At 36.7% G+C, this 23217-nt stretch carries 21 protein-coding genes, 1 tRNA gene, 1 riboswitch and 1 other annotated feature; of the genes, 18 read left to right on the top strand and 4 right to left on the bottom strand.

The features are described from left to right. Positions 1 to 49: 49 nt before the first annotated feature. Positions 50 to 1450, bottom strand: a complete 1401-nt coding sequence (locus M2139_RS11850; protein WP_280739071.1) for a TrkH family potassium uptake protein — start codon at positions 1448 to 1450, stop codon at positions 50 to 52. 220 nt (positions 1451 to 1670) lie between these two features. After that, the gene (locus tag M2139_RS11845; protein WP_280739070.1) at positions 1671 to 2663 is read right to left on the bottom strand and encodes an LPXTG cell wall anchor domain-containing protein; all 993 of its coding nucleotides are present in this window, start codon (positions 2661 to 2663) and stop codon (positions 1671 to 1673) included. Positions 2664 to 3068: 405 nt separating this feature from the next. Here M2139_RS11845 and M2139_RS11840 point away from each other — a divergent pair, with 405 nt between their 5' ends. The 7 genes from M2139_RS11840 to upp all read left to right on the top strand — a co-directional run bounded on the left by M2139_RS11840 (position 3069) and on the right by upp (position 10351). Next, positions 3069 to 4298, top strand: a complete 1230-nt coding sequence (locus tag M2139_RS11840) for an MFS transporter (protein WP_280739069.1) — start codon at positions 3069 to 3071, stop codon at positions 4296 to 4298. 133 nt (positions 4299 to 4431) lie between these two features. Further along, positions 4432 to 5016 carry a thymidine kinase gene (locus M2139_RS11835; protein WP_280739068.1) on the top strand — a complete coding sequence of 195 codons (585 nt, stop codon included), beginning with the start codon at positions 4432 to 4434 and terminating at the stop codon, positions 5014 to 5016. 59 nt (positions 5017 to 5075) lie between these two features. After that, positions 5076 to 6149 (top strand): peptide chain release factor 1, encoded by a 1074-nt coding sequence (prfA, locus tag M2139_RS11830; RefSeq protein WP_280739067.1) that lies wholly within the window; start codon positions 5076 to 5078, stop codon positions 6147 to 6149. Continuing rightward, positions 6142 to 6993, top strand: coding sequence for a peptide chain release factor N(5)-glutamine methyltransferase (gene prmC / locus M2139_RS11825; RefSeq protein WP_280739066.1), 852 nt, complete (start codon positions 6142 to 6144; stop codon positions 6991 to 6993). Before prfA ends, prmC begins: the two co-directional genes overlap by 8 nt. A 173-nt stretch (positions 6994 to 7166) precedes the next feature. Next, complete coding sequence (locus M2139_RS11820) at positions 7167 to 8192, top strand: L-threonylcarbamoyladenylate synthase (RefSeq protein WP_280739065.1); 1026 nt, start codon at positions 7167 to 7169, stop codon at positions 8190 to 8192. 165 nt (positions 8193 to 8357) lie between these two features. Next, positions 8358 to 9596 (top strand): serine hydroxymethyltransferase, encoded by a 1239-nt coding sequence (gene glyA / locus M2139_RS11815; protein ID WP_280739064.1) that lies wholly within the window; start codon positions 8358 to 8360, stop codon positions 9594 to 9596. Positions 9597 to 9721: 125 nt separating this feature from the next. Beyond that, entirely contained in the window at positions 9722 to 10351 is a 630-nt protein-coding gene (gene upp / locus M2139_RS11810; protein ID WP_280739063.1) for a uracil phosphoribosyltransferase, read from the top strand. A gap of 112 nt (positions 10352 to 10463) precedes the next feature. Here the strand turns inward: upp and M2139_RS11805 are convergent. Next, a tRNA-Thr gene (locus tag M2139_RS11805) sits at positions 10464 to 10536 on the bottom strand. Positions 10537 to 10708: 172 nt separating this feature from the next. Between M2139_RS11805 and M2139_RS11800 the strand changes: the two genes are divergently transcribed. Continuing rightward, the gene (locus tag M2139_RS11800; protein WP_280739062.1) at positions 10709 to 12451 is read left to right on the top strand and encodes a glycerophosphodiester phosphodiesterase family protein; all 1743 of its coding nucleotides are present in this window, start codon (positions 10709 to 10711) and stop codon (positions 12449 to 12451) included. 53 nt (positions 12452 to 12504) lie between these two features. Here M2139_RS11800 and M2139_RS11795 read toward each other — a convergent pair whose 3' ends face one another. Further along, positions 12505 to 13683 carry a cation:proton antiporter gene (locus M2139_RS11795; protein ID WP_280739061.1) on the bottom strand — a complete coding sequence of 393 codons (1179 nt, stop codon included), beginning with the start codon at positions 13681 to 13683 and terminating at the stop codon, positions 12505 to 12507. Positions 13684 to 13758: 75 nt separating this feature from the next. Further along, positions 13759 to 13836, bottom strand: a riboswitch (Fluoride riboswitch). Between the two features lie 312 nt (positions 13837 to 14148). Between M2139_RS11795 and M2139_RS11790 the strand changes: the two genes are divergently transcribed. From M2139_RS11790 to sufU, 10 genes are all read left to right on the top strand, one after another. Continuing rightward, the gene (locus M2139_RS11790) at positions 14149 to 15330 is read left to right on the top strand and encodes an FtsW/RodA/SpoVE family cell cycle protein (RefSeq protein ID WP_280739060.1); all 1182 of its coding nucleotides are present in this window, start codon (positions 14149 to 14151) and stop codon (positions 15328 to 15330) included. A 22-nt stretch (positions 15331 to 15352) separates the two neighbouring features. After that, entirely contained in the window at positions 15353 to 15709 is a 357-nt protein-coding gene (locus M2139_RS11785) for an arsenate reductase family protein (protein ID WP_280739059.1), read from the top strand. Positions 15710 to 15816: 107 nt separating this feature from the next. Then, positions 15817 to 16158 (top strand): glycine cleavage system protein H, encoded by a 342-nt coding sequence (locus M2139_RS11780; RefSeq protein WP_280739058.1) that lies wholly within the window; start codon positions 15817 to 15819, stop codon positions 16156 to 16158. A 58-nt stretch (positions 16159 to 16216) separates the two neighbouring features. Beyond that, positions 16217 to 16466: a binding site (T-box leader), on the top strand. Positions 16467 to 16554: 88 nt separating this feature from the next. Further along, a complete protein-coding gene (locus M2139_RS11775; protein ID WP_280739083.1) occupies positions 16555 to 17589 on the top strand; it encodes an ATP-binding cassette domain-containing protein in 1035 nt (344 codons plus the stop codon). Continuing rightward, positions 17576 to 18268 carry a methionine ABC transporter permease gene (locus M2139_RS11770; protein WP_280739057.1) on the top strand — a complete coding sequence of 231 codons (693 nt, stop codon included), beginning with the start codon at positions 17576 to 17578 and terminating at the stop codon, positions 18266 to 18268. The genes M2139_RS11775 and M2139_RS11770 overlap by 14 nt, the downstream gene beginning before the upstream one ends. Positions 18269 to 18293: 25 nt before the next feature. Next, positions 18294 to 19136, top strand: a complete 843-nt coding sequence (locus M2139_RS11765; protein WP_280739056.1) for a MetQ/NlpA family ABC transporter substrate-binding protein — start codon at positions 18294 to 18296, stop codon at positions 19134 to 19136. A 218-nt stretch (positions 19137 to 19354) separates the two neighbouring features. Then, a complete protein-coding gene (gene sufC, locus M2139_RS11760) occupies positions 19355 to 20128 on the top strand; it encodes a Fe-S cluster assembly ATPase SufC (RefSeq protein ID WP_280739055.1) in 774 nt (257 codons plus the stop codon). A gap of 15 nt (positions 20129 to 20143) precedes the next feature. Next, the gene (gene sufD / locus M2139_RS11755) at positions 20144 to 21424 is read left to right on the top strand and encodes a Fe-S cluster assembly protein SufD (RefSeq protein ID WP_280739054.1); all 1281 of its coding nucleotides are present in this window, start codon (positions 20144 to 20146) and stop codon (positions 21422 to 21424) included. Next, the gene (locus M2139_RS11750; RefSeq protein ID WP_280739082.1) at positions 21424 to 22659 is read left to right on the top strand and encodes a cysteine desulfurase; all 1236 of its coding nucleotides are present in this window, start codon (positions 21424 to 21426) and stop codon (positions 22657 to 22659) included. The genes sufD and M2139_RS11750 overlap by 1 nt, the downstream gene beginning before the upstream one ends. After that, positions 22646 to 23116, top strand: a complete 471-nt coding sequence (sufU, locus tag M2139_RS11745) for a Fe-S cluster assembly sulfur transfer protein SufU (RefSeq protein ID WP_280739053.1) — start codon at positions 22646 to 22648, stop codon at positions 23114 to 23116. Before M2139_RS11750 ends, sufU begins: the two co-directional genes overlap by 14 nt. Positions 23117 to 23217: the final 101 nt, after the last annotated feature.

Raw genomic sequence — 23217 nt, 5'->3', positions numbered from 1 at the left:
GCTGAAAAATTAAATTTTGCTGTTTCTTCTTAAAGATAAGTTAGTAAATTTACCCGATAATAATTTTTTCTGTAGGATATTCATAACCGCTATCACGGCGTTCTTTTGGTACAAAGAGCATTAAAGTGTACAACATGCCCACCCGACCAATAAACATTAATAAAGCGATTGTTAATTGGCCGCTGGTGCTTAAATTAGGCGTGATACCTAATGATAAACCGGTAGTCCCGAAAGCTGAAGCGACTTCTAAAATAATTGAAATTAAGGTGTGATTTTCTGTAGCGCTTAAAAATAAGACGCTAGCAAAGCACATACCTAAAGACAACATAAAAATCACCATTGATTTGCGGACATCTTCATCAGGAATTTTGCGACCAAAAATATTAACATTACTTTCCCCTTTTAAGAAAGAAATAATTGATAAAAATAAAATCGCAATCGTGGTGGTCCGAATCCCCCCACCAACTGAGCTAGGGCTACAGCCAATAAACATTAAACAAGAAAACAGTAGCAAAGTCGAGATTTGAAAATCGCCTAAAGGGTTGATTTGCAAGCCAGCGTTACGGGTGGTCATGGAATAAAACATTGAAATAATTCCTTGCTCTAAAGGTGATTTTCCTGCGAGATAATGGTCTTTTTCCAATAAGTAAATCGCTAAAGCACCACCGATAAATAAAATCACAAAGGACCACATGGCGATTTTAGCAAATAACGAAAAGCGAAAAGGTAAATTATGTTTGGTTTTTTTGAAAGTAAACCATTCATAACACTCCATTAAAACCGGAAAACCGATACCGCCAATGAAAATTAAAAACATAATGACAATTAAGAAAAGATAGTCATTTGCAAAAGGCATAATGGAATTACCAGTAATATCAAAACCCGAATTGGTAACGGCCGATATCGACTGATAAAAGCCATGAAAAATCGTATCAAATAAATTATCGTAATAATCTTTAATATGAAAATAAATAGAGAAGAAGACACCGAAAATGAGTTGAAAGAAAACTAAAATTCCTAAAGTAATGCGAATCATTTTTACGACACCACTAAGCTTCGGCTGATTCATATCGGTCATAATTAGTTGTCGTTGTTTCAAGGTGATGCGCCGTTTAGAAATCATAAAGAAAAAAGTGGAAATCATCATAATGCCTAAACCACCAATTTGAAACATCACTTCTAATAAAATAATGCCCGCTTCGTTAAAAACATCGTTAATGTTAAAGGTAGTTAACCCCGTCACACTAACCGTACTAACCGCCATAAAAAATAAATCCATTAATGAAATATGCGAGTCAGCTTTACGAAAAATGGGCAATGAAAATAAAAACATCGTTAATAGCGTCATAATGACATAGTAAATAACGATAATTTGAATAGAAGTAAAATGCTTAGCAGAAAAGCGGCTAAAAGCTCGCGCCTTTTTGCGAATAAAATGGTTCACGTTCATGATTGGTTCCTTCCCAATGATTTTAAAGAGTATTTATTTTATTTCCTTGAAAAAATTTCTACGAATCATAGTATAACAGCTATTGCTGCTAAGACCAATGGCTATTGTAAATTTTCTTCTTTTGAAATCTAGCTCTAACCAATCGGAAAATAAAAAACGTCTAAAGTCAGTGGCTTGGTAGCCTGACGACTTTAGACGTTGTAATGATTAATGTAATTACTTATTTCTTCATTCTACGGAAGATTAATAAACCTGCTACTAAGATTAACGCTACCCCGATGATAGTGAAAATTGTTCGAGAACTTTCACCGGTTTTTGGTAAATTACTATTATTATTTTTTTGTGTAGTAGATTGTGCTTTGCTAGAAGAAGTTGTTGCTGCTGAACTACCACTACTAGTAACAGTTGTTGAACCAGAAGCTACTGCTGAAGTTTGTGGTGCTGTTTTATAGTCACCTTTTTCAACGGCATTGATAATCCAAGCGATTCTACCTGGGAAAAGTTGATTGCCACTTGTGACAATTTCGTTTTCAATCGGTTGTAAGTAATTTAAAATCGCAATTAATTCTTCATCAGAAATGTTTTTTACTGGGAAGAAGCTACTACCACTAGGGTAAAGGGCTGCTAAGTAAGCTTGTAGTTCACTTACTTGGGCAATCATACCAGTGAAACTTTTGAAATTACTAGGGTTAAAACTTAATTGAGCAGAAGCTTTATCCCAAGAAAGTGTTTTGTTAGTGTACAATGCTCGCAAGACGCGGACATAAGCACCTAAGTCCATACCACTAATATCTGAGTTGTAACGTTTAAATAAAGTCATGGCATTCATTAATTGTGTATCTGTAAAAGTTTCTAACTCTTTTTCAGTGATGCCATAATCGGCTTCCATTAACAAGCCACGTAAGCCTTCAGCCGTTGAAGTATCTAAAACTCTTTTATCGACTTCTTTGGTATCGCCTAGTTTATCTTTAATGAAATCTTCTACATCTTCAGCGCTGTCTTCAGCAGTTACTTTTACTTCACTGCTAGAGTCAGTAGTTTCTAAATCTACGGAACTACTTGAAGTATCTTCTGTTGGTTCAGTTGTAGAATCAGTAGTGGTTTCTTCTGTAGTAGTAATTGTTGTTTCGCTGCTAGTTTCAACAGATTCAGCTAAGCTGATGGTTGGAAAGGTTAGCAATAAACAAGCAACCATAAATAGTGTTTTTTTCATAAGAATCCCTCACAATGTCTCTTTTGTAATATTATTGTAACATTTAAGCAAATAAAAAGCAATAAAGGGCAATTTACCTGAAAGAAATCTTAATTTATTGAGAGAAGAATTTGCTGTAAAACTTGATATAATAATGTTTTTCTGCTTTTTTATTAAAAAAGCGGCAGAAGAAAAAATGTTGGTTTTTTGATTTTGAAAATTTTTAAGGAACATAGTTATGACCATTTTTAGAGGAATAAATTTGCTGTTTTTGAAAAAGTAATTATTGAATCGCAGTTGCGATTTTAACAGTGAAATTGTAAAATCGGACTGAAATAAACATCGTTTTTAGTTTTGTTTATCTTTATGTAGATTTTGTTTGTTAAAGTTTGTATAATGATAGATAAGTAAGCGGGGTGTGATTTTGTGAATGCGAAAAAGAATATTAATCAATTACTGCTTGCCAGAGGGATTTCTGAGGCTGGCTACCATGTTTATAATATTATTTTACCTTTGTTAGTGCTGGAAATGAGCGCTTCTTTAACGAATGTAGGACTTTTTTATGCTTTGATTAAAATACCAAGTTTGATTTTATTACCTTTTTTAGGTGTTTTAGTGGAGCGCTATAGTCGGAAAAAATTACTTTTTGGCGGTAATTTAGTGCTATTGTTGATTTTTGCAGTGCAATTATTGCTTTTATCAGGGGAACTTAATTGGTTTTTGCTGACCGCTGTAGGAATGTTGGTTAGTTTAGTTTCAGCGGTTAATGATATTTCCGGACGAGTGATTTTTACTGAATTAGTACCTAGTGGCCAGTTGGAAAAATATAATGGTATTAAAAGTGTCGTGGATAATACGACGATTTTTATCGCACCCATGGTAGGCACTTTTTTATATGGCTTTTTTGGCATTAAAATAGTCACAAGCGCTATTTTCTTACTTTATGTTTTGGCAACAAGTATCATCGCTTTATTAACTTATCAGCCCGTAGCTACTGCTAAATCGCCAAAGGCTAATGTTTTTTTAGAAATGAAGGAAGGACTGCAATTTATCAAAACTAAAAAGTCCATCTTAGCCTTTTTTCTTTTAGCGATGGCTTTAAATTTTTTCGTAGCATCAACGGAAGAAATAATTAATCCTGGGATTTTGCTGGCTAAATATCAAATTCCTGATAAATATTATGGCTTTTCAGTAACTTTCAATATTATTGGTGTAATTTTAGGCGGGTTGTATATTTCAAAAAATAGCCAGCGCAACTATCAAAGTCAGATGAAAAATTTATTTATCATTAGTAGTGGCGTAATGATTTTTATTGGCGGTTTTTCAATGCTGTTATTTCAATATGACAAATTCATTTATTATGGCATATTTTTGTTTTTACAAGTGTTGTTGGGCTTTTTTACTATTTTAATTAATGTACCTTTAACTTCCTATTTTCAAGAAAATGTGCCGTTAGCTTATCAAGGGCGTTTCTTTTCCTTATTGGCGTTGGCGGCTAATTTTTTAATTCCATTTGGAATTGGTTATGCTGGCTGGTTGGCGCAAAAAATCGGAGCAGATTTAACTTATATCATCAACAATATTTGCGTGATTATCATTGTAATTTTCACTTTCAAAAACGTTAAAATACTGGCACAAAAACATACAGAAAAATGAGTTTACTACCTTTTATAAGGTATGAGTAGCAGCTTTAGGCAAGGCGATTTTGGCATCCCGCTAATTTTAGACTGTAAAAAATGTTTGTTTTAAAGTATAATACCAAAGGAATGATGTTGAAAGGTGAAGTGAGATGGCACAATTATTTTTTAAATATGGCGCGATGAATAGCGGCAAAACGATTGAAATTTTGAAGGTTGCTCATAATTATGAAGAGCAAAATAAACCGGTCGTTCTTTTAACTAGTGGGTTGGATACAAGAGATGGTATCGGCGTAATTTCTAGCCGGATTGGGCTAAAAAGAGAAGCCCTACCAGTTTTTGAAGAAACTGACTTGTATGAGATGATTGTCAATTTAGATTATCGCCCTTATTGCATTTTAATTGATGAATCTCAGTTTTTACAAAAGCATCATGTGTTGGCATTGGCGAATATTGTTGATAAACTAGATATTCCTGTCATGGCTTTTGGCTTAAAAAATGATTTTCGTAATGAATTATTTGAAGGCTCAAAATATTTACTATTATATGCAGATAAAATCGAAGAGTTAAAAACAATTTGCTGGTTTTGTCATAAAAAAGCAACCATGAATTTACATTACATTGACGGTCAGCCAATTTATGAAGGCAATCAAGTTCAAATTGGTGGTAATGAAGCTTATTATCCCGTTTGCCGCAAACACTATTTTGACCCGATCAGTTTAGCCAAAGAAGATTAGCGGAATAAATTAGCGCAATTATAAAATAGAATGAATACTTAAAAATAAGGAGCAAGATAATGTACGATCAATTACAAGCAATTGAAGACCGTTACGAAGAGCTAGGAGAATTATTAAGTGATCCGGCTGTAATTAATGATACGAAGCGTTTTATGCAGCTATCGAAAGAAGAATCAAATACGCGGGAAACGGTGGAAGTTTACCGTCGTTATAAACAAGTGGTTGAAGGAATTAAAGATACCGAAGAATTACTTGGAGAAAGTTTAGATGCTGAAATGGCTGAAATGGCCAAAGAAGAATTAGCTGATTTAAAGAAAGAAAAAGAAGTTTTAGAAGAAAAAATTAAAATTTTACTGTTACCTAAAGATCCTAATGATGATAAAAATATTATTATGGAAATTCGGGGAGCAGCAGGTGGCGATGAAGCCGCTTTGTTTGCTGGCGATTTATTTAATATGTATCAAAAGTTTGCGGAAGCGCAAGGCTGGAAAGTCGACGTGATGGATGCCAATATCACGGGGATTGGTGGCTATAAAGAAGTTATCATGATGATTACTGGCGAAAACGTCTTTTCTAAATTAAAATACGAAAGTGGCGCTCACCGTGTGCAACGAGTACCGTCAACTGAATCACAAGGACGGATTCACACATCAACGGCAACTGTGGTTGTTATGCCGGAAGCCGAAGAAGTTGAAATTGAAATGGCGGATAAAGATATTCGGGTTGATATTTATCACGCTTCTGGTGCTGGTGGACAGCACGTCAATAAAACAGCTTCAGCGGTTCGTTTAACTCACTTGCCAACGGGGATTGCTGTAGCGATGCAGGATGAACGTTCGCAGTTGAAAAACCGTGAAAAAGCCATGAAAGTTTTGCGGGCACGGGTTTATGATCAAATTCAACATGAAGCCCAAAGTGAATATGATGCTAGCCGTAAATCTGCAGTGGGAACCGGCGATCGTTCAGAACGGATTCGTACCTATAATTTTCCACAAAACCGCGTAACCGATCACCGAATTGGTTTAACCATTCAAAAATTAGATCAAATTTTAGCAGGGAAATTAGATGAAATCGTGGATGCTTTAGTGTTATACGATCAAACATCAAAATTGGAAGAAATGCAAAATGGCTAAACAAACATACAGAGAAGTCCTTTTGCGGGCTTCTTCTTTTTTAGAGGAAGCGGGCATTGAAGGTTATAGCATTCAATATCTTTTTTTAGAACGTAAAGGCTGGCGGAAAATTGACTGGCTCTTGCAACTGAATCAAGAGATAACGGAAGCCGATCAAATCATGATTGAAAATGATCTACAACAACTGGCTAAGCATTATCCCCCTGATTATTTATTAGGTTATAGCACTTTTTATGACCGGAAATTTAAAGTGAACGAAGCTACGTTAATTCCGCGGCCAGAAACCGAAGAATTAGTTGCCTTATGCTTACAAGAAAATCCGCAAGAAAATTTGACGGTGGTCGATATCGGTACTGGCAGTGGTGCAATTGCGATTACTTTAAAAGCGGAGCAACCTAGCTGGCAAGTTGCTGCCAGCGATATTTCGGCAGCCACTTTAATGGTAGCTGAAGAAAATGCTGAAAAAGCGCAAACGCCTATTGATTTTCGTTTAGGCAGTGTGTTAACTAAATTTTCAACTGAAAAATTTGATATAATTGTTGCCAATCCCCCTTATATCAGCGAAGATGAATGGGATTTAATGGATGAAAGTGTGCGCCAGTTTGAACCTAAAACAGCTTTATTTGCTGAAAACAACGGTTTAGCGATTTATCAAGAAATTGCTTTAGCGGCACAACAACATTTAAAGCCAACCGGCAAAATCTATTTAGAAATTGGTTTTCAACAAGGCGCAGCAGTAACAGAAATTTTTCAAAGGGCTTTTCCTGATAAAATAGTTGCAGTGAAACAAGATATGGCAGGGAAAGATCGGATCGTAGTTATCCACAATGTTGTGGATAAGTGAAAATAAGGATGTTATTTTTTTAGAGAAAGCCAGTCATAATAGGCAGCTTAGAAAATGACTTTTCAACAGACTTGTTCACAAGCGGATTTTGTAGTTATCCCCAAACTGGGGATAAAGTGGTTGAAAAGCTGATAAATCAGGATATTTTTTACTAAAGGAGGTGTGGAAAACCTGTGGATACTAAAATTTTGAACACAACAGAAATTGAAGAAGCCGCCCAGCTATTGTTAGCTGATCAACTGGTAGCTTTTCCCACTGAAACAGTCTACGGATTGGGAGCTAATGGGCTTTCTGAAGAAGCAGTTAAGAAAGTTTTTCAAGCAAAAGGTCGGCCAACCGATAATCCACTCATCTTACATGTCAATAGTTTTGCAATGGTTAAGGAGTATGTGGATAAGTTTCATCCGCTAACCGAAAAAATTGTGAATAAGTATTGGCCAGGGCCGCTGACTTTGATTTTTAAGATTAAAGAAGGGTGTATTCCTAGTGTGGTAACAGGCGGGTTATCCACAGCGGCTTTTCGTATTCCAAATAACCCCAAAACCTTGTTATTAATTGAAAAAGTAGCTAGACCAATTGTTGGTCCTAGCGCTAATACTTCTGGTAAACCCAGTCCGACTTCAGCCGCTCATGTTTTTCATGATATGAATCATAAAATTGCTGGGATTTTAGATGATGGTTCAACGGAAATTGGTGTAGAATCAACGGTTTTAGATTTAAGCAATCCTGATTTACCGCCAATGATTTTGCGACCAGGGGCAATTACTCAAGAAGAATTAGCGAATTATTTGCAAACGGAAATTTTGTTGGATAACCATTTAGTGAGCGAAGCGGCTACGCCGAAATCCCCAGGTATGAAATATAAGCATTATGCGCCAACGACACCAGTTGTGATGGTTTATCCACAAGATTGGCAGCAGGTTGTTAATCTTGCTAAAAAAATAGCGGTCGGCATTATTGCTGGACCCACAATTCAAAAATATTTTACTGATAGTGAAGTCGCTATTTTTTCGTTAGCAGATGATTCGGTTGCGGCTGCCGCTCAAGGGTTATTTGCGGGTTTACGGGCTTTAGATGAAGAAAATTTACAAGTGATTTTTGCGCCAATTTTTTCAGAAGAAGGTTTAGGGGCAGCTTATATGAATCGTTTAAAAAAGGCTAGTAATCAAAATTCTTCAGCAAATTATTTTGAAAATTAAGATTTCTTTTCTATAATCTTTAAAGATGTGATACAATGCAATAAAATAATTTTATAGAATCTAGCTGTGAACAAAAGTGTTTTATGAAGGTTGACTAGTCTTTTTTATAGTTAAATTTGAAAGAGGCTAAAAGTTTACTGCTAAGTGGGAAGGGTGTTTATTAAAATGGATTACAAAGAATTTGATCCAGAAGTATGGGAAACAATTGCTAAGGAATATCGTCGTCAAGATGATAATTTAGAATTGATAGCTTCAGAAAATATCGTTTCTAAAGGGGTAATGGCAGCACAGGGAAGTGTTTTAACCAATAAATATGCGGAAGGCTATCCTGGTCGCCGTTATTATGGTGGCTGTGAATATGTAGATGTGATTGAAAATTTAGCGATTGATCGGGCTAAAGAATTATTTGGCGCTAAATTTGTTAATGTACAACCACACTCTGGCTCTCAAGCCAATACAGCTGCTTATTTAGCTTTAATTGAAGCTGGTGATACGGTTTTAGGGATGGATTTATCAGCTGGTGGACATTTAACTCATGGCTCACCAGTGAACTTTAGTGGCAAAACGTATAATTTTGTCAGTTATGGTGTGGATCCAACGACCGAAGTCATTGATTATAATGTCGTGCGGATTTTAGCCCGCAAACATCGACCAAAATTGATTGTTGCTGGTGCGAGTGCTTACAGCCGGACAATTGATTTTAAAAAATTCCGTGAAATTGCAGATGAAGTGGGCGCTAAATTAATGGTGGATATGGCCCATATTGCTGGTTTAGTAGCAGCAAGTTTGCATCCAAATCCAGTGCCGTATGCTGATATTACAACAACGACTACTCATAAAACTTTACGTGGTCCGCGTGGTGGCATGGTGTTAACCAACGATGAAGAATTAGCGAAAAAAGTTAACAGTGCGATTTTCCCAGGAATTCAAGGGGGACCTTTAGAGCACGTAATTGCCGGCAAAGCAGTTGCTTTTAAAGAAGCGTTGGCACCAGAATTTAAAGAATACTCTAAACAGGTTGTTGATAATGCTCAAGCGATGGTGAAAGTCTTTAATCAAGCACCGGAAGCTCGCTTAGTGTCTGGCTCAACTGATAATCATTTACTGTTAATTGATGTTCGTGGCTTTGGTATTAATGGTAAAGAAGCGGAAGCGATTTTAGATTCAGTGAATATTACCGCTAATAAAAATTCAATTCCTTTTGAAACTTTAAGTCCTTTTAAAACCAGTGGTATTCGGATTGGTACACCAGCGATTACTTCTCGTGGTTTTAATGAAGAAAATTGTGCTCATGTGGCTGATTTAGTTGTGCGGGCTTTAAGAGGTCGCGAAAACGATAATGAATTAGAAGCGATTCGCTTGGAAGTTTTAGCGTTAACTCGGAAACATCCTTTATATGTATAAACGAAAGAAACGGGCTAGCCATTTGCCCGTTTTTGTTTTACAATAGAAGCAAGAAATAAAAGATTAAACTTAGTAGATTTTATAGAAAAATAACGAAATCTACAATAGAGAAAAGGAGCATTTATATGGGTAAATTTCAAGTAATCGATCATCCACTAATTCAACACAAACTAACAATTATTCGTGATAAAAATTGTGGAACAAAAGTTTTTCGTGAGGTAGTCAACGAAATTGCTATGTTGATGGCTTATGAAGTTTCACGAGATATGCCGTTAGAAGATGTGATCATTGAAACACCAATGGTAAAAACTACACAAAAAGCTTTATCTGGTAAAAAAGTTGCGATTATTCCGATTTTACGTGCTGGTATTGGCATGGTTGATGGGATTATGCAATTGATTCCTGCTGCTAAAGTTGGTCATATCGGGATGTATCGTGATGAAGAAACTTTAGTACCACATGAATATTTCATTAAATTACCTGAAGATATTGATAGCCGTCAATTATTTGTTGTAGACCCAATGTTAGCTACTGGTGGTTCAGCAATTATGGCGATTGATGCTTTGAAAAAACGTGGGGCTTCAAATATTAAATTTGTATGTTTAGTAGCTGCACCAGAAGGCGTTAAAGCTTTACAAGATGCTCATCCTGATATTGATATTTACACAGCCGCTTTAGATGAAAAATTAAACGAAAATGGCTATATTGTCCCTGGTTTAGGTGACGCTGGCGACCGTTTATTTGGAACTAAATAAAAATGTATGATAGAAGCTAAGGAAACTTAGCTTCTTTTTTGTGCTTTATTTATGTGTAGAAAAAGAAAAAACTCTGGTAATTGTGTTAACTAATTACCAGAGTTTTTTTAAGTGCCAACTGCAGGAGTCGAACCTGTGACCTTTGCATTACGAATGCACTGCTCTACCAACTGAGCTAAGCTGGCGAATAATAAAAATTATAAATCTAGTTTAAAAATTTGTAAAGCCAAAATAAAAATTGCTAACTTCCATTAGACAAGTGCTTAGTTTGAATCTATAATAACAAGTATGACTAATCAAAAAACAAAAAAACGAAAAAAAAATAAAAAAAGAATAAATTTATCATTTCTCATTGGTTTGTTTTTATTATTAGCCAGTGCTTCTGGTTATTGGTTATATGGTAAATTCACCCGTGTTTTTGTGACGACGATTTATGATCGAGAAGGTTATTTATTTAATAAGCCTGAGCTTTTAAAAATTGAGGAGGATTTTTTACCGTTAGGAACAGCTATATCAGAGACGCAGGACGGCTCGTTTATTAATAGTAAATATCAAGAAACTTTTGCTAACCAATTAAATTTAACGACTAAAATCGGGCAGGGAACCCCTGTTTTTCGAATTATTGATCTTGCTAAAAAGCAAACGACTTATCAATTGCAAATTGATGTGGGCAAAGCGAAACACGTCAATAAAGTTGTTTTTTTCGTTTGGGGCGAAGCGGACGGTCAGAAAGATGCTAAAGCTTACGAAGCAACTTACAATCCAGAAAATAAACTCTGGGAAAGTGAAATGCTAGTTAAAGATCATTTAGAAAGTGGTCGTTATCAAGTTTTAGCCACTATTGAACGCAGTACTGGTTTAACAGAAACTGTTGAAATGGGCGAGTTTGATGTGGCCGCGCCAACAATTAGTGGAACCATAGATATTTCACGAGTGGATAAAGGGCAATTTGATTTACTTTTAACGGTGAATAGTGCTGCTGATGCGGAAACGGTGCAAGTACCGATTTGGTCGCAGCCGGATCAAAGTGATATTAAATGGTATGAAGCTCAAAAAGAATCAGCTAATACTTATAAAGTCCGCATGGATTATGAAGATTTCAATTTTGCTAATGGGATTTATACAGCTGAAGGACATTGGCAAGGGGAAAATGGTTTAACGGCTAAATTTGAAGCAGGTCAAGCTGAAATCAATTTAGATCAACCAACCCGAGTTCGTCTGTTGCAAGCAACTAAATTATTTGCTGACCGAGCTTTAACGACGCCAATCAGTGATGTGGCTGCTAACAGTATGGCGTATATTCAAGGGGTTGTTTATAACGACGACTTGAAAATTTATAAAACGGAACAAGGCTATATCCCGACTGAAACCAATTCTGTCAATGAAATGAATGAAGATATTCATTTTATTGCCCATCGTGGAAATCACCAAAATGCGCCAGAAAATTCGTTGCCATCTTTTTATCAAGCAACCAATTGGGGCGTAGAAACGGATATTCAGCTAACCAAAGATAAACAATGGGTGGTTATGCACGATGATACCGTCGATCGTATGACCAACGGCAAAGGGAAAATCAGCGATTTGACTTTAGATGAAATCCGCCAGTTGCAGATTGACTCAGGGACTAATTTTGGTGCTTATTCTAAAGAACAATTGCGTGTGCCAACCATTGATGAGTTTCTCTCAATTATGCAAGAAAATGGCAAAGTTCCCTTTATTGAATTAAAAGCGGGTGCAGCGATTTCCGCCAGTGATTATGATTATTTGATGGCTAAAATTAATAATTATGGTTTTGCAAATACCGGTGTTTTGATTTCTTTTGATTTTAATCATTTAGTCGAAATGAAGAGTCGCATGCCAAATCTGCAAGTTCAGCTGTTAAGCGATACTTTTGATGATCAGTTAATTGATAAGGTGAGTACGCTGGGAAATAACGTTGGTATTGATGTTCATTACAGTGATGCGATTTCTAAAATTGATGTGATTGCTCGTTCACAAGCGAAAAATGTGGTCATTAATTTGTGGACAACGCCAACCAGTGAATTTCAACGAGTGGCGGCGCTGGGAATTAATTATTTAACGACTGATTATGTAGACTAAAAAATAAGGACTAGGAAAATCATTATGATTTTTCCTAGTCCTTTTAACTATATTTAGGATTTTATTAATAATTTTTTGTAAAGTAAATCAATACCTAAAGCGCCGACGGGAGCAGTCACTAAAATCGCCAAGACGGCAACTGTTAACATCATTTCCCCTTGGGCTAAGCCCAACGATAAGGGAATACTGCCAATGGCGGCTTGAACTGTGGCTTTTGGCAAATAGCTAATCATTGAAAATAAACGTTCTTTTCTATTTAAATTAGTTCCTAATAAACTTAAAAAGACACCAAACATGCGGAAAACAGAGATGCTTAGAATTAATAGTAAAGGTGCAAAGCCTGCCGCAAAAGCAAATTTGACATTCACCGTCGCCCCCACTAAAACAAATAAAAAGATTTCGGCAACTAACCAAATTTTATTGAATTTCACGGACAGTCGTTTAGCTACAGGTGGTTTCAATTTGAAAAGTGTTAAACTAACCGCCATCACACTTAACATTCCTGAAAATGCTACAAAATCCACCAACCAATCTTCCAACGCCATTAATAAGAAACTACAACTAATTAGAATTAAAACTTTGATGGAGTCCCGTAAATGAAAATAAGTAAAGACTTTGGTTAACAGCCAACCAACTAAAATCCCCCCACATAAGCCTAATAAAATTGCCACTGGAATTTGCAGCAAAGTGCCAGCTGAGAAAGACTCCCCTTGATTTAAACCAATAAAAGCTGAAAATAAAACCAGGACAAAAACATCATCCACCGAAGCGCCTGCTAAAATAATTTGCGGAATTTTCTTTTCTGTGCCGTAGTCCTCTTGAATTAATTTTAACATGCGGGGAACAACGACTGCTGGCGAAACTGCCGCTACAATGCTACCTAAAAGCAACGCTTGGCTTAAAGTGAAATCTAATAATAAAGGAGCCAAAATGGCAGTTGCTAAAATTTCCACTAAAGCCGGTAAAAAACACATCAGCAAAGCCGGACGACCGACTTTTTTCAAATCGCTAATATCTAACGATAAGCCAGCTCTGGTTAAAATAACGATTAACGCAAATTCCCGTAAGTCGCTGGAAATCGCTAATAAATTAGGATGCAGCAAATTTAAAGCGTGGGGACCTAAAATAATCCCGATAAAAAGTAGGCCAATTAGGGCAGGCAAATGAATTTTTTGTAGCAAACCTCCTACGATTAAAGCTAATAAAATGACAAGGGCAACACTGATTAACATAAACAATCCTCATTTCTAAAAATTTACTATTTAAGGTAGCTGGACACAAAAAATGACTTCTAGCCACCTCAAATAAAAGTGGTAGAAGTCATTAGCAAGTCATTTGCGGTTTTGGCAAAAATGCCAAGGGAGAACATCATTCCCTGTATTCTTTAAATATCTTACTAAATTTTCAGAAAAAGTCAAGATGATTAAAAGTTATTTGAGAAAATGCGAATGAAATTCATGGTAGAGAACACTGCTATAATTTATTTTTGCCCTTTACTTGGGAGTTGAGCAAACGCCTTCCGCTTTTTAGTTTAAAAATTAATTTTTTGTGAATCTGTGATTAATTTGCTTTTCTTTCTAAATTTGACCGACTATAATAGATGGAGTATGGAAATTTAGCTATAATTTAATTAATGTTAATAAATAGGGCTTTTTATGACAAGCTACTATTTTAGATTTGATAGAAAAGAGATGACTATGAATAAATCAACGTATCAAGAGGAAGAAATGATTAATCGTGATAGCAAAATTGATTATGGAGTTTTGCTACCAGTCTTTTTATTATGTTTAATTGGTTTGATGTCGGTTTATGTGGCTTTGAATCATGATGTTAGTAATCCTGAGATTATGCCGGCGATGATTAAGCAAGGGCTTTGGTATTTGCTAGGTAGCATAGCAGTTGTGCTGATTATGCATATTAAATCCAAGTGGCTTTGGAAAGCAACACCAGTTTTTTATGGTGTTGGTTTGTTAATTATGGGCTTATTATTGAAGTTTTATGATAAAAATTTGTATGCGGCGACAGGCTCTAAAAACTGGTTTATCATTGGTGGCTTTAGTTTTCAGCCTTCTGAGTTAATGAAAATTGCTTATATTTTAATGCTGGCTTTAATCGTAACTTCTCATAATGTTGGGGTTAAAAGACGCAGTATTCAGACTGATTTAATTTTGATAGGTAAATTATTGTTAGTGACCTTACCGGTTTTAGTTTTGATTGCTTTGCAAAAAGATTTTGGGACGATGTTGGTTTTCTTAGCTATTTTTGGTGGCGTTTATTTAATGTCAGGGATTTCCTGGAAAATTGTGATACCCACCGTTATTTTAGTAGCAGCTGTAGGTGTCGGGGCACTGTATTTAGTCACTACCGATAGTGGTCGGGAAATTTTAACTAAGTTTGGCGCGCAAGCTTATCAATTTAGACGGATTGATGCCTGGTTAGACCCTTTTGGCGATACGCAAGGCGGCTCTTATCAGTTGTACTACGGTTTGTTAGCGATTGGCTCTGGTGGCATGTTTGGTAAAGGCTTCAATGTCAGTGATGTTTATGTGCCGGTTAGAGAATCAGATATGATTTTTACTGTTATTGGTGAAAATTTTGGTTTTATCGGTGGCGTTTTTGTCATCTTATTATACTTTGTTTTAATTTATCGCATGATTCGTGTTTGTTTTGATATGAATAATGAATTTTATACTTATATTGCAACAGGGATTATCATGATGATTTTATTCCACGTTTTTGAAAATATCGGTGCCAATATTGGGTTACTACCTTTAACTGGGATTCCCTTGCCTTTTATCAGTCAAGGGGGCTCTTCGATTTTAGGAAATATGATTGGTATCGGGTTAATTATGTCCATGAGCTATCAATCAGCAGATTAAATATATAAATTGAGGTGTAAAAATGTATACATTATATTGGTATCCTAAATGTTCTACTTGTCAAAAAGCTAAAAAATGGTTAGATGCCCACGGAATTGAAGTTACTACCGTTGATTTTGTTGCAACACCGCCTACTGTAGCAACCGTTGAAAGCTGGTTAAAGGAAAATGACCTGCCATTACGACGCTTTTTTAACACTAGTGGCATGAAATATCGAGAATTAGGTTTAAAAGATAAAATTGCCGATTTTTCTCTGGAGGAAGCGAGCCAGTGGTTGGCTTCTGATGGAATGCTGATTAAACGACCGTTATTAACCAAAGGTAATCAAGTATTAGCGCTAGGCTTTAAAGAAGCCGATTATCAAAAGCTATTTAGCTGATTTTAACAGTAAAGTCATTTACAAAATCGGGAATATTTTGTAGAATGAATATGTTTTTGCTTAGGGAAAATAAAATATCAGAAATTCAAGCATGAGGAGCGAGTAAAATGGTAGGAGAAACACATTTAAAGAAAAAGGACAATTTATGGATTTTGCATAACGATGGTGAATACTGTGTCGGTTTAACGCAAGAAGCCCAAGCCGAATTAGGTTTGATTTCCTTTGTTGATTTGCCACCAGTGGGGACGAAATTTCAACAAGGCGCCCCTTTTATCGAAGTTGAAGCGGAAAAAGCCGTTAGTGAATTTGTGAGCCCTTTGTCAGGTGTGATTTCTTCTGTTAATGAAAAACTTGGTGAAGGCATGGACAGTTTAAATGGGGAAGATGAAATGGACGCTTGGTTAGTTAGTTTTAAAGCTGTTTCACCAGAAGAATTTAAACAACTTTAATTAAAAATGTTTGACAGCTGATTTTATCGTTGATATAATCATTTCATTAACTGAAATATATTTTGCTTTGAAAAGAAGAGTACATATCATGCAAGTTCGAAGAGAGCCCTGTCTGCTGCAAATGGGTAACGGAATTGAGATGGAAGATGGTCTTTGAGCATTAATTGGCGAACAGGTTGCAAGTCAATTACGGGAGTGCCCGATAACGCACCACAGTATGCGATGTTTTCAAGTACTGGTTAAGGTTGTTTTCGTGAGAAAATGACGAATAAAGGTGGTAACACGAAACTCAAGCTTTCGTCCTTTAAGTGATGTTTTACATCATTTAAGTGGACGGAGGCTTTTTTGATAGTAAAATTGGTTGCTAGAGTTAGTGTTTTAGAAGGGAAGAATAAAATGGCTTTTATTGAACTGAATAATATTGTAAAGCAATTTGCTGTGAAAAATAAAGAAGTAACGGCGGTTAATGGTGTTAGTCTGACAATTGAGCAAGGGGATGTTTACGGCATCGTAGGTTATTCAGGTGCTGGTAAAAGTACCTTGGTTCGTTTGCTAAACGGTCTTGAGTTACCAACTTCTGGGGACGTGATTATTCAAGGGGAAAATATCGCAACTTTTTCACAAAGTAAATTAAGAAATTTTCGTAAAAAAGTTGGCATGATTTTTCAACATTTTAATTTGTTGTGGTCAAGAACCGTTCTTGAAAATATTGAATTGCCTTTAGAGTTAGCTGGCGTTGCTAAAAGTCAGCGAAAAGAACGGGCCTTAGAGCTGTTGGATTTAGTCGGCTTACAAGGGCGGGGCGATGCTTATCCCGCACAACTTTCAGGGGGACAAAAACAAAGAGTCGGTATCGCCCGCGCTTTAGCGAATAATCCTGATATTTTGCTGTGTGATGAAGCCACTAGCGCTTTGGACCCACAAACAACGGATGAAGTTTTAGAGCTATTAGCGAAAATCAATCGTGAATTAAACTTAACGATTATTTTAATCACCCATGAAATGCATGTGGTTCGGAAAATTTGTAATAAAGTGGCTGTGATGGAATTAGGTAGCGTGGTAGAATCCGGTTCTGTCAGCAATGTTTTCCGCAATCCCCAACAAGCAGTAACTAAGCGCTTTGTGCAACAAGAATTGCAACCAGAAACAGATGACCAAGCTTTAATTGCCGCCTTTATTGCCAACAATCCTGAAGGCAAAATCATTACTTTAGAGTTTAAAGAAAATAATGCCAGTGAAGCAGTTATTTCAAAAATCATTCGCAAGTTTCCGGTAGATGTGAATATCGTGGCGGGTCAAATTCAACAAGCCAATGGCGCAGCTTTCGGCACGTTAACCATTTTATTAACTGGGGAAACGCAAGCTATTCAAGCGGTAATTGCTTATTTACATCAAGAAGAAGTGGGGGTGTTAGAATATGAGCAAGAATAAAACCTTTGCTGAGCAGTATTTAGATTTTAGCCAAATTGATTGGCAAGTTTTTCAAACAAAAGTTGTTGAAACCTTATATATGACTTTGATTTCAATGGTTTTTGTAATTGTGATTGGCTTTTTATTGGGGCTATTATTATATATGTTAGGTCGTAGAAAAAAAGGCGTAGCACGAATTTTTTATAGTCTGATTTCAATTTTAAGCAATGTTTTTCGCTCAGTCCCGTATATTATTTTACTCTTGTTGCTGATGCCTTTATCTAAAATTTTAGTAGGGAGTTCTTTAGGCTCGAAGGCCGCCATTCCTTCTTTAATTATTTCAGCAGCGCCATTTTTCGCACGACTAGTAGAAACCGCCTTTCGTGAAGTGGACAGCGGTGTTTTAGAGGCAGCCGATGCGATGGGGGCAACCCCTTTACAGAAAATTTGGAAAGTATTGATTCCTGAAAGTTTGCCAGCGATTTTATCCGGCGTTACTTTAACGACCGTTTCCATGATTGGCTATACCGCGATGGCTGGACCAATTGGCGGTGGCGGCTTAGGTGGCTGGGCTTATCAAGGTGGCGTTTCCCAAAATAAATACACCATCGTTTTAGTGGCGACGGTAGCAATTTTAGCAATTGTTTTCATGGTCCAATTTATTGGCGACCAATTAGTTAAACGTTCAGATAAACGATAAAAAATGAAAAGTGAGGAAATTTATTATGAAGAAAAAATTATTAAGTTTATTAGCAGTTTCAGCCTTAACCGTTAGTTTAGCAGCGTGTGGAAGTAGTTCTGATAAAAAAGATGCTGCAAGCTCAGACGAAAGCACAACTTTAAAAATTGGAGCATCATCATCTCCCCATAGTGAAATTTTAGAACAAGCAAAACCATTGTTGAAAGAACAAGGCATCGATTTAGAAATTACGGTGATTGATGATTACAACATTCCTAACCGCTCATTAGCAGATGGTGATATTGATGCCAATTATTTTCAACATCAGCCATATTTAGACCAACAAATTGCTGATTATGACTATGACATTACTAGCGTTGATACGATTCATTTAGAACCAATGGGTTTATATTCACAACGAATTGATGATATTAAAGATTTAAAAGATGGTGCAACTGTGATTGCATCTAACTCAGTTTCTGACTGGGGCCGAATTTTACAAATGTTTGTGGCTGCTGATTTAATTACCTTAAAAGATGGTGTTGATATTAAAACAGCAACTTTTGAAGATATTGATGAAAACAAAAAGAATTTAACTTTCCAACATGAAATTGACCCAGCGATTTTAACTCAAGCTTATCAAAATGATGAAGCTGATTTAATTGCGATTAACGCTAACTGGGCTTATGGCGCTGAGTTAAATCCGGTGAAAGATGCGGTTGTTTTAGAAAGCGATAGCTCTCCTTATGGCAACATCGTTGTTGTTAGAAAAGGTGATGAAGAAGATGAACGCATTCAAAAATTATTGGACGTTTTACATAGTGAAGAAATTCAAGATTGGATTTTAGAGCAATGGGGCGGTTCTGTAAAACCAGTTGAAAAAAAATAATTGATTTGATAGCTTACTCAGTTTTGAGTAAGCTATTTTTTATGTTGATTTCAAAATTTTCTAAACTAAACTGATTGTTAGGTAGCTTTTAATCGCTAACCAACTGTGGCGTAAGATTTTTTTGAAAAATTCTGTTTTTTTGAGCGGATAAGTTTGCAGTTCATTCTCAATTGGTCTACAATAAGTGAGAACGAAATATTTAGCTTGGAGGGAATCACATGTCTGTTTTAGAAATCAAAAATTTGCATGTTTCAATTGAAGATAAGAAAATTTTAAAAGGTGTTAATTTAACAATGAAAACTGGTGAAATCCACGCGATTATGGGCCCTAACGGAACTGGTAAATCAACTTTATCAGCAGCGATTATGGGAAATCCTAATTACGAAGTGACTGAAGGCGAAGTTTTACTGGATGGCGTAAATATTTTAGATTTAGATGTTGATGAAAGAGCCCGCTTAGGTTTATTTTTGGCGATGCAATATCCAAGCGAAATTCCGGGAATTACTAATGCTGAATTCATGCGTGCAGCTATCAATGCCCGACTTGAAGATGACCAACAATTATCGGTTATGGCTTTCTTGAAAAAATTAGATGCCAAAATGGACTTATTAAATATGCCAGAAGAAATGGCAGAACGCTATTTAAATGAAGGTTTTTCTGGTGGCGAGAAAAAACGTAATGAAATTCTACAATTATTAATGTTGGAACCAACTTTTGCAATTTTAGATGAAATTGACTCTGGTTTAGATATTGATGCTTTAAAAGTGGTCGCTAAAGGAGTTAATGAGATGCGTGGCGATAATTTTGGCGCTTTGATTATCACTCATTACCAACGCTTATTAAACTATATTACACCAGATATCGTGCATATCATGATGGATGGCAAAGTTGTTATGACTGGCGATGCTGAATTAGCAAAACGCTTGGAATCTGAAGGCTATGCTGGCATCAGTAAAGAATTAGGAATTGAATATACAGAAGACGAAGCGTAAAAGGAGGTTCGTAATATGAAACAAATGGAAACTGATTATTTAGAAGCAGTTAAGGCTTTTTCAGTTGAGCATAACGAACCAGCCTGGATGACTGATTTACGTCAAGCTGCTTTAAGCAAAGTTGATGAATTAGCCTTACCTAAAATTGAACAGATGGACTATCATCGTTGGCCTTTGTTTGATGTGAATTTTGAAGTGACAGAAGCTAGCGGAACTGTGCCAGCTTTTGATGCGATGGGAGATAATCCGGTCATTGTTCAAAATGATAATACGACTGTTTTTGAACAACTTTCGGTAGATTTAGCTGAAAAAGGGGTTATTTTTACCGATTTATTTAGTGCTTTAACAGAATACCCTGAGTTAGTAAAAGAATATTATATGACTAAAGCAGTTAAAGCAACGGATGATAAATTAACCGCCTTTAATGCTGCTTTTATGAATAGCGGGTTATTTTTATATGTTCCTAAAAATGTTGTGATTGAAGAGCCGTTAGAAGCGATTTTTTATAACAATGGGTTAAATCCAGCTCACTATGTTAAACATATTTTGATTGTAGCGGAAGAAAATAGTGAATTTAGTTATTTGGAACGTTTCCAAACAATCGGTGAAGACAGTGTTAAAGCTTCTGCTAATATTGTTGTTGAAATCATTGCGAAGGCCGGCGCGAAAATTAAATATTCGGCAGTTGACCGTTTAGGCAAAAACATGACGACTTATATGAATCGTCGTGGTTATGTGATGCGGGATGCGGTTATTGATTGGGCGCTAGGCGTAATGAATGACGGAAATGTGATTGCTGATTTTGATTCTGATTTGGTGGGCGATGGCGCCCATGCGGACCTTAAAGTAGTCGCGATTAGTAGCGGACGACAAACGCAAGTTATTGAATCACGAGTGACTAATCAAGTTTCTCATACTATCGGCCATATTTTACAACATGGCGTGATTTTGGACCAAGCAACGTTAACTTTTAACGGTATTGGTCATATTATGAAAAATGCGAAAGGTTCAGATGCTCAACAAGAAAGTCGCGTACTAATGCTTTCTGATAAAGCCAAAGGGGATGCCAACCCGATTTTATTAATTGATGAAAATGAAGTGACTGCAGGGCACGCTGCCAGTGTTGGCCGGGTGAACCCTGATGAAATGTACTATTTAATGAGCCGCGGCTTGCGTAAAGAAGTAGCGGAACGTTTAGTGATTCGTGGCTTCTTAGGGCCAGTAATTACCGCCATTCCTGTTCGCAACGTTCAAAATGAATTTGTGGAAGTCGTTGAAGGGAAGTTAAAAGTATGATGAAGGCGGCTGAAGAATTACGTCAAGATTTTCCAATTTTATTTCAGGAAGTCAACGATGAGCCTTTAGTTTATTTAGATAACGCCGCAACTACTCAAAAGCCGCAAGCTGTTTTAGAAGCGCTAGAACATTATTATCAACATGATAATGCCAATGTTCACCGAGGTGTGCATACTTTAGCTGAGCGGGCGACTCATGCTTATGAAGCAAGTCGGGAAAAAATCCGGCAATTTATTCACGCTAAAGAAACCGCAGAAGTTTTATTTACCCGCGGCACAACTACCAGTTTAAATTGGGTAGCTAAAAGTTTTGGGGATGCTTTTATTAAAGAAGGCGATGAAATTGTGATTTCTTACATGGAACATCACTCTAACATCATTCCGTGGCAGCAATTAGCCAAACGTAAAAAAGCGGTTTTAAAATATATTAAAATTACGCCCGCTGGCTATTTGGATATGGCGGATGCGCAAAAACAAATTACTGATAAAACCGCGATTGTTTCTATCGCTCATGTCTCTAATGTTTTAGGGGTGATTAATCTGGTGGCAGAATTGGCAGCCATCGCTCATCAACATGGTGCGGTAATGGTGGTGGATGGCGCTCAAGCGGTTCCGCATATGCCGGTGGATGTGCAAGCTTTAGATGCTGATTTTTATGCTTTTAGTGGTCATAAAATGTGCGGACCAACTGGTATTGGTGTTTTATATGGAAAACGCCAATGGTTAGAACAAATGGAACCGGTGGAATTTGGCGGTGAGATGATTGATTTTGTGCACCTGCAAGAGAGTACTTGGAAAGAATTACCGTGGAAATTTGAAGCAGGCACCCCAAATATTGCTGGTGCGATTGCTTTGGGGGCGGCGGTTGATTATTTGCAAGCAATCGGGATGGAAAACATTCATAATTACGAAGCTGAGTTAGTGGCGTATGTTTTACCGAAATTACAAGCGATTGAAGGTTTAACTGTTTATGGACCACAAAATCCGCAAGACCATACGGGGGTGCTGGCTTTTAATATTGACGGCTTACATCCTCATGACACCGCAACTGGCTTAGATATGGAAGGAGTAGCTGTGCGAGCAGGACATCACTGCGCGCAACCGCTACTGAAATATCTTGAAGTGGCTGCTACTGCCAGAGCAAGTTTTTATTTCTATAATACTAAAGCCGATGCTGATAAATTAATTCAAGCGATTTTAGCTACAAAGGAGTTTTTCCAAGATGGCAATTTCTAGATTAGATAATTTATATCGACAAGTAATTCTTGATCATTCTACTAAACCCCATCATCGGGGAACTTTAACCGAGTCAACCCAAACGATTGAGATGAATAATCCCACTTGTGGCGATGTGATTCAGTTAGAAGTTTCTTTAAAAGATGGTGTGATTGCGGATATTGCTTTTAGTGGCGATGGCTGCTCTATCAGTACCGCCAGTGCTTCCATGATGACAGATGCAATTATTGGCAAGACAGTTGCTGAAGCTGTTGCTTTAGGGGCGACTTTTTCAGAATTAGTTCAAGGAAAAGCTGTAGAAAATGAAGAAGCTTTAGGCGATGCTGCCATGTTGCAAGGGGTATCTAAATATCCTGCCCGTATTAAATGTGCAACTTTAGCCTGGAAAGCTTTAGCGCAAGCCATTGATGAAAGTGGCGACGGTCATGGCTTAGCCCATCAATTTCATAAAGAATAAAGCAATGGGGCTGTGACATAAGTAAATTATGTTCGTAGTTTCAAAAAAAAGAAATTCTATGAAAACCATTATGGTTTTGTGGGATTTCTGTTTTTTTAGGT

Source organism: Enterococcus sp. PF1-24 (assembly GCF_029893325.1).
Lineage (GTDB): Bacteria > Bacillota > Bacilli > Lactobacillales > Enterococcaceae > HY326.
Note: the sequence above shows the minus strand (reverse complement) of the source record. Positions and strands in the feature narration are given on the sequence as shown.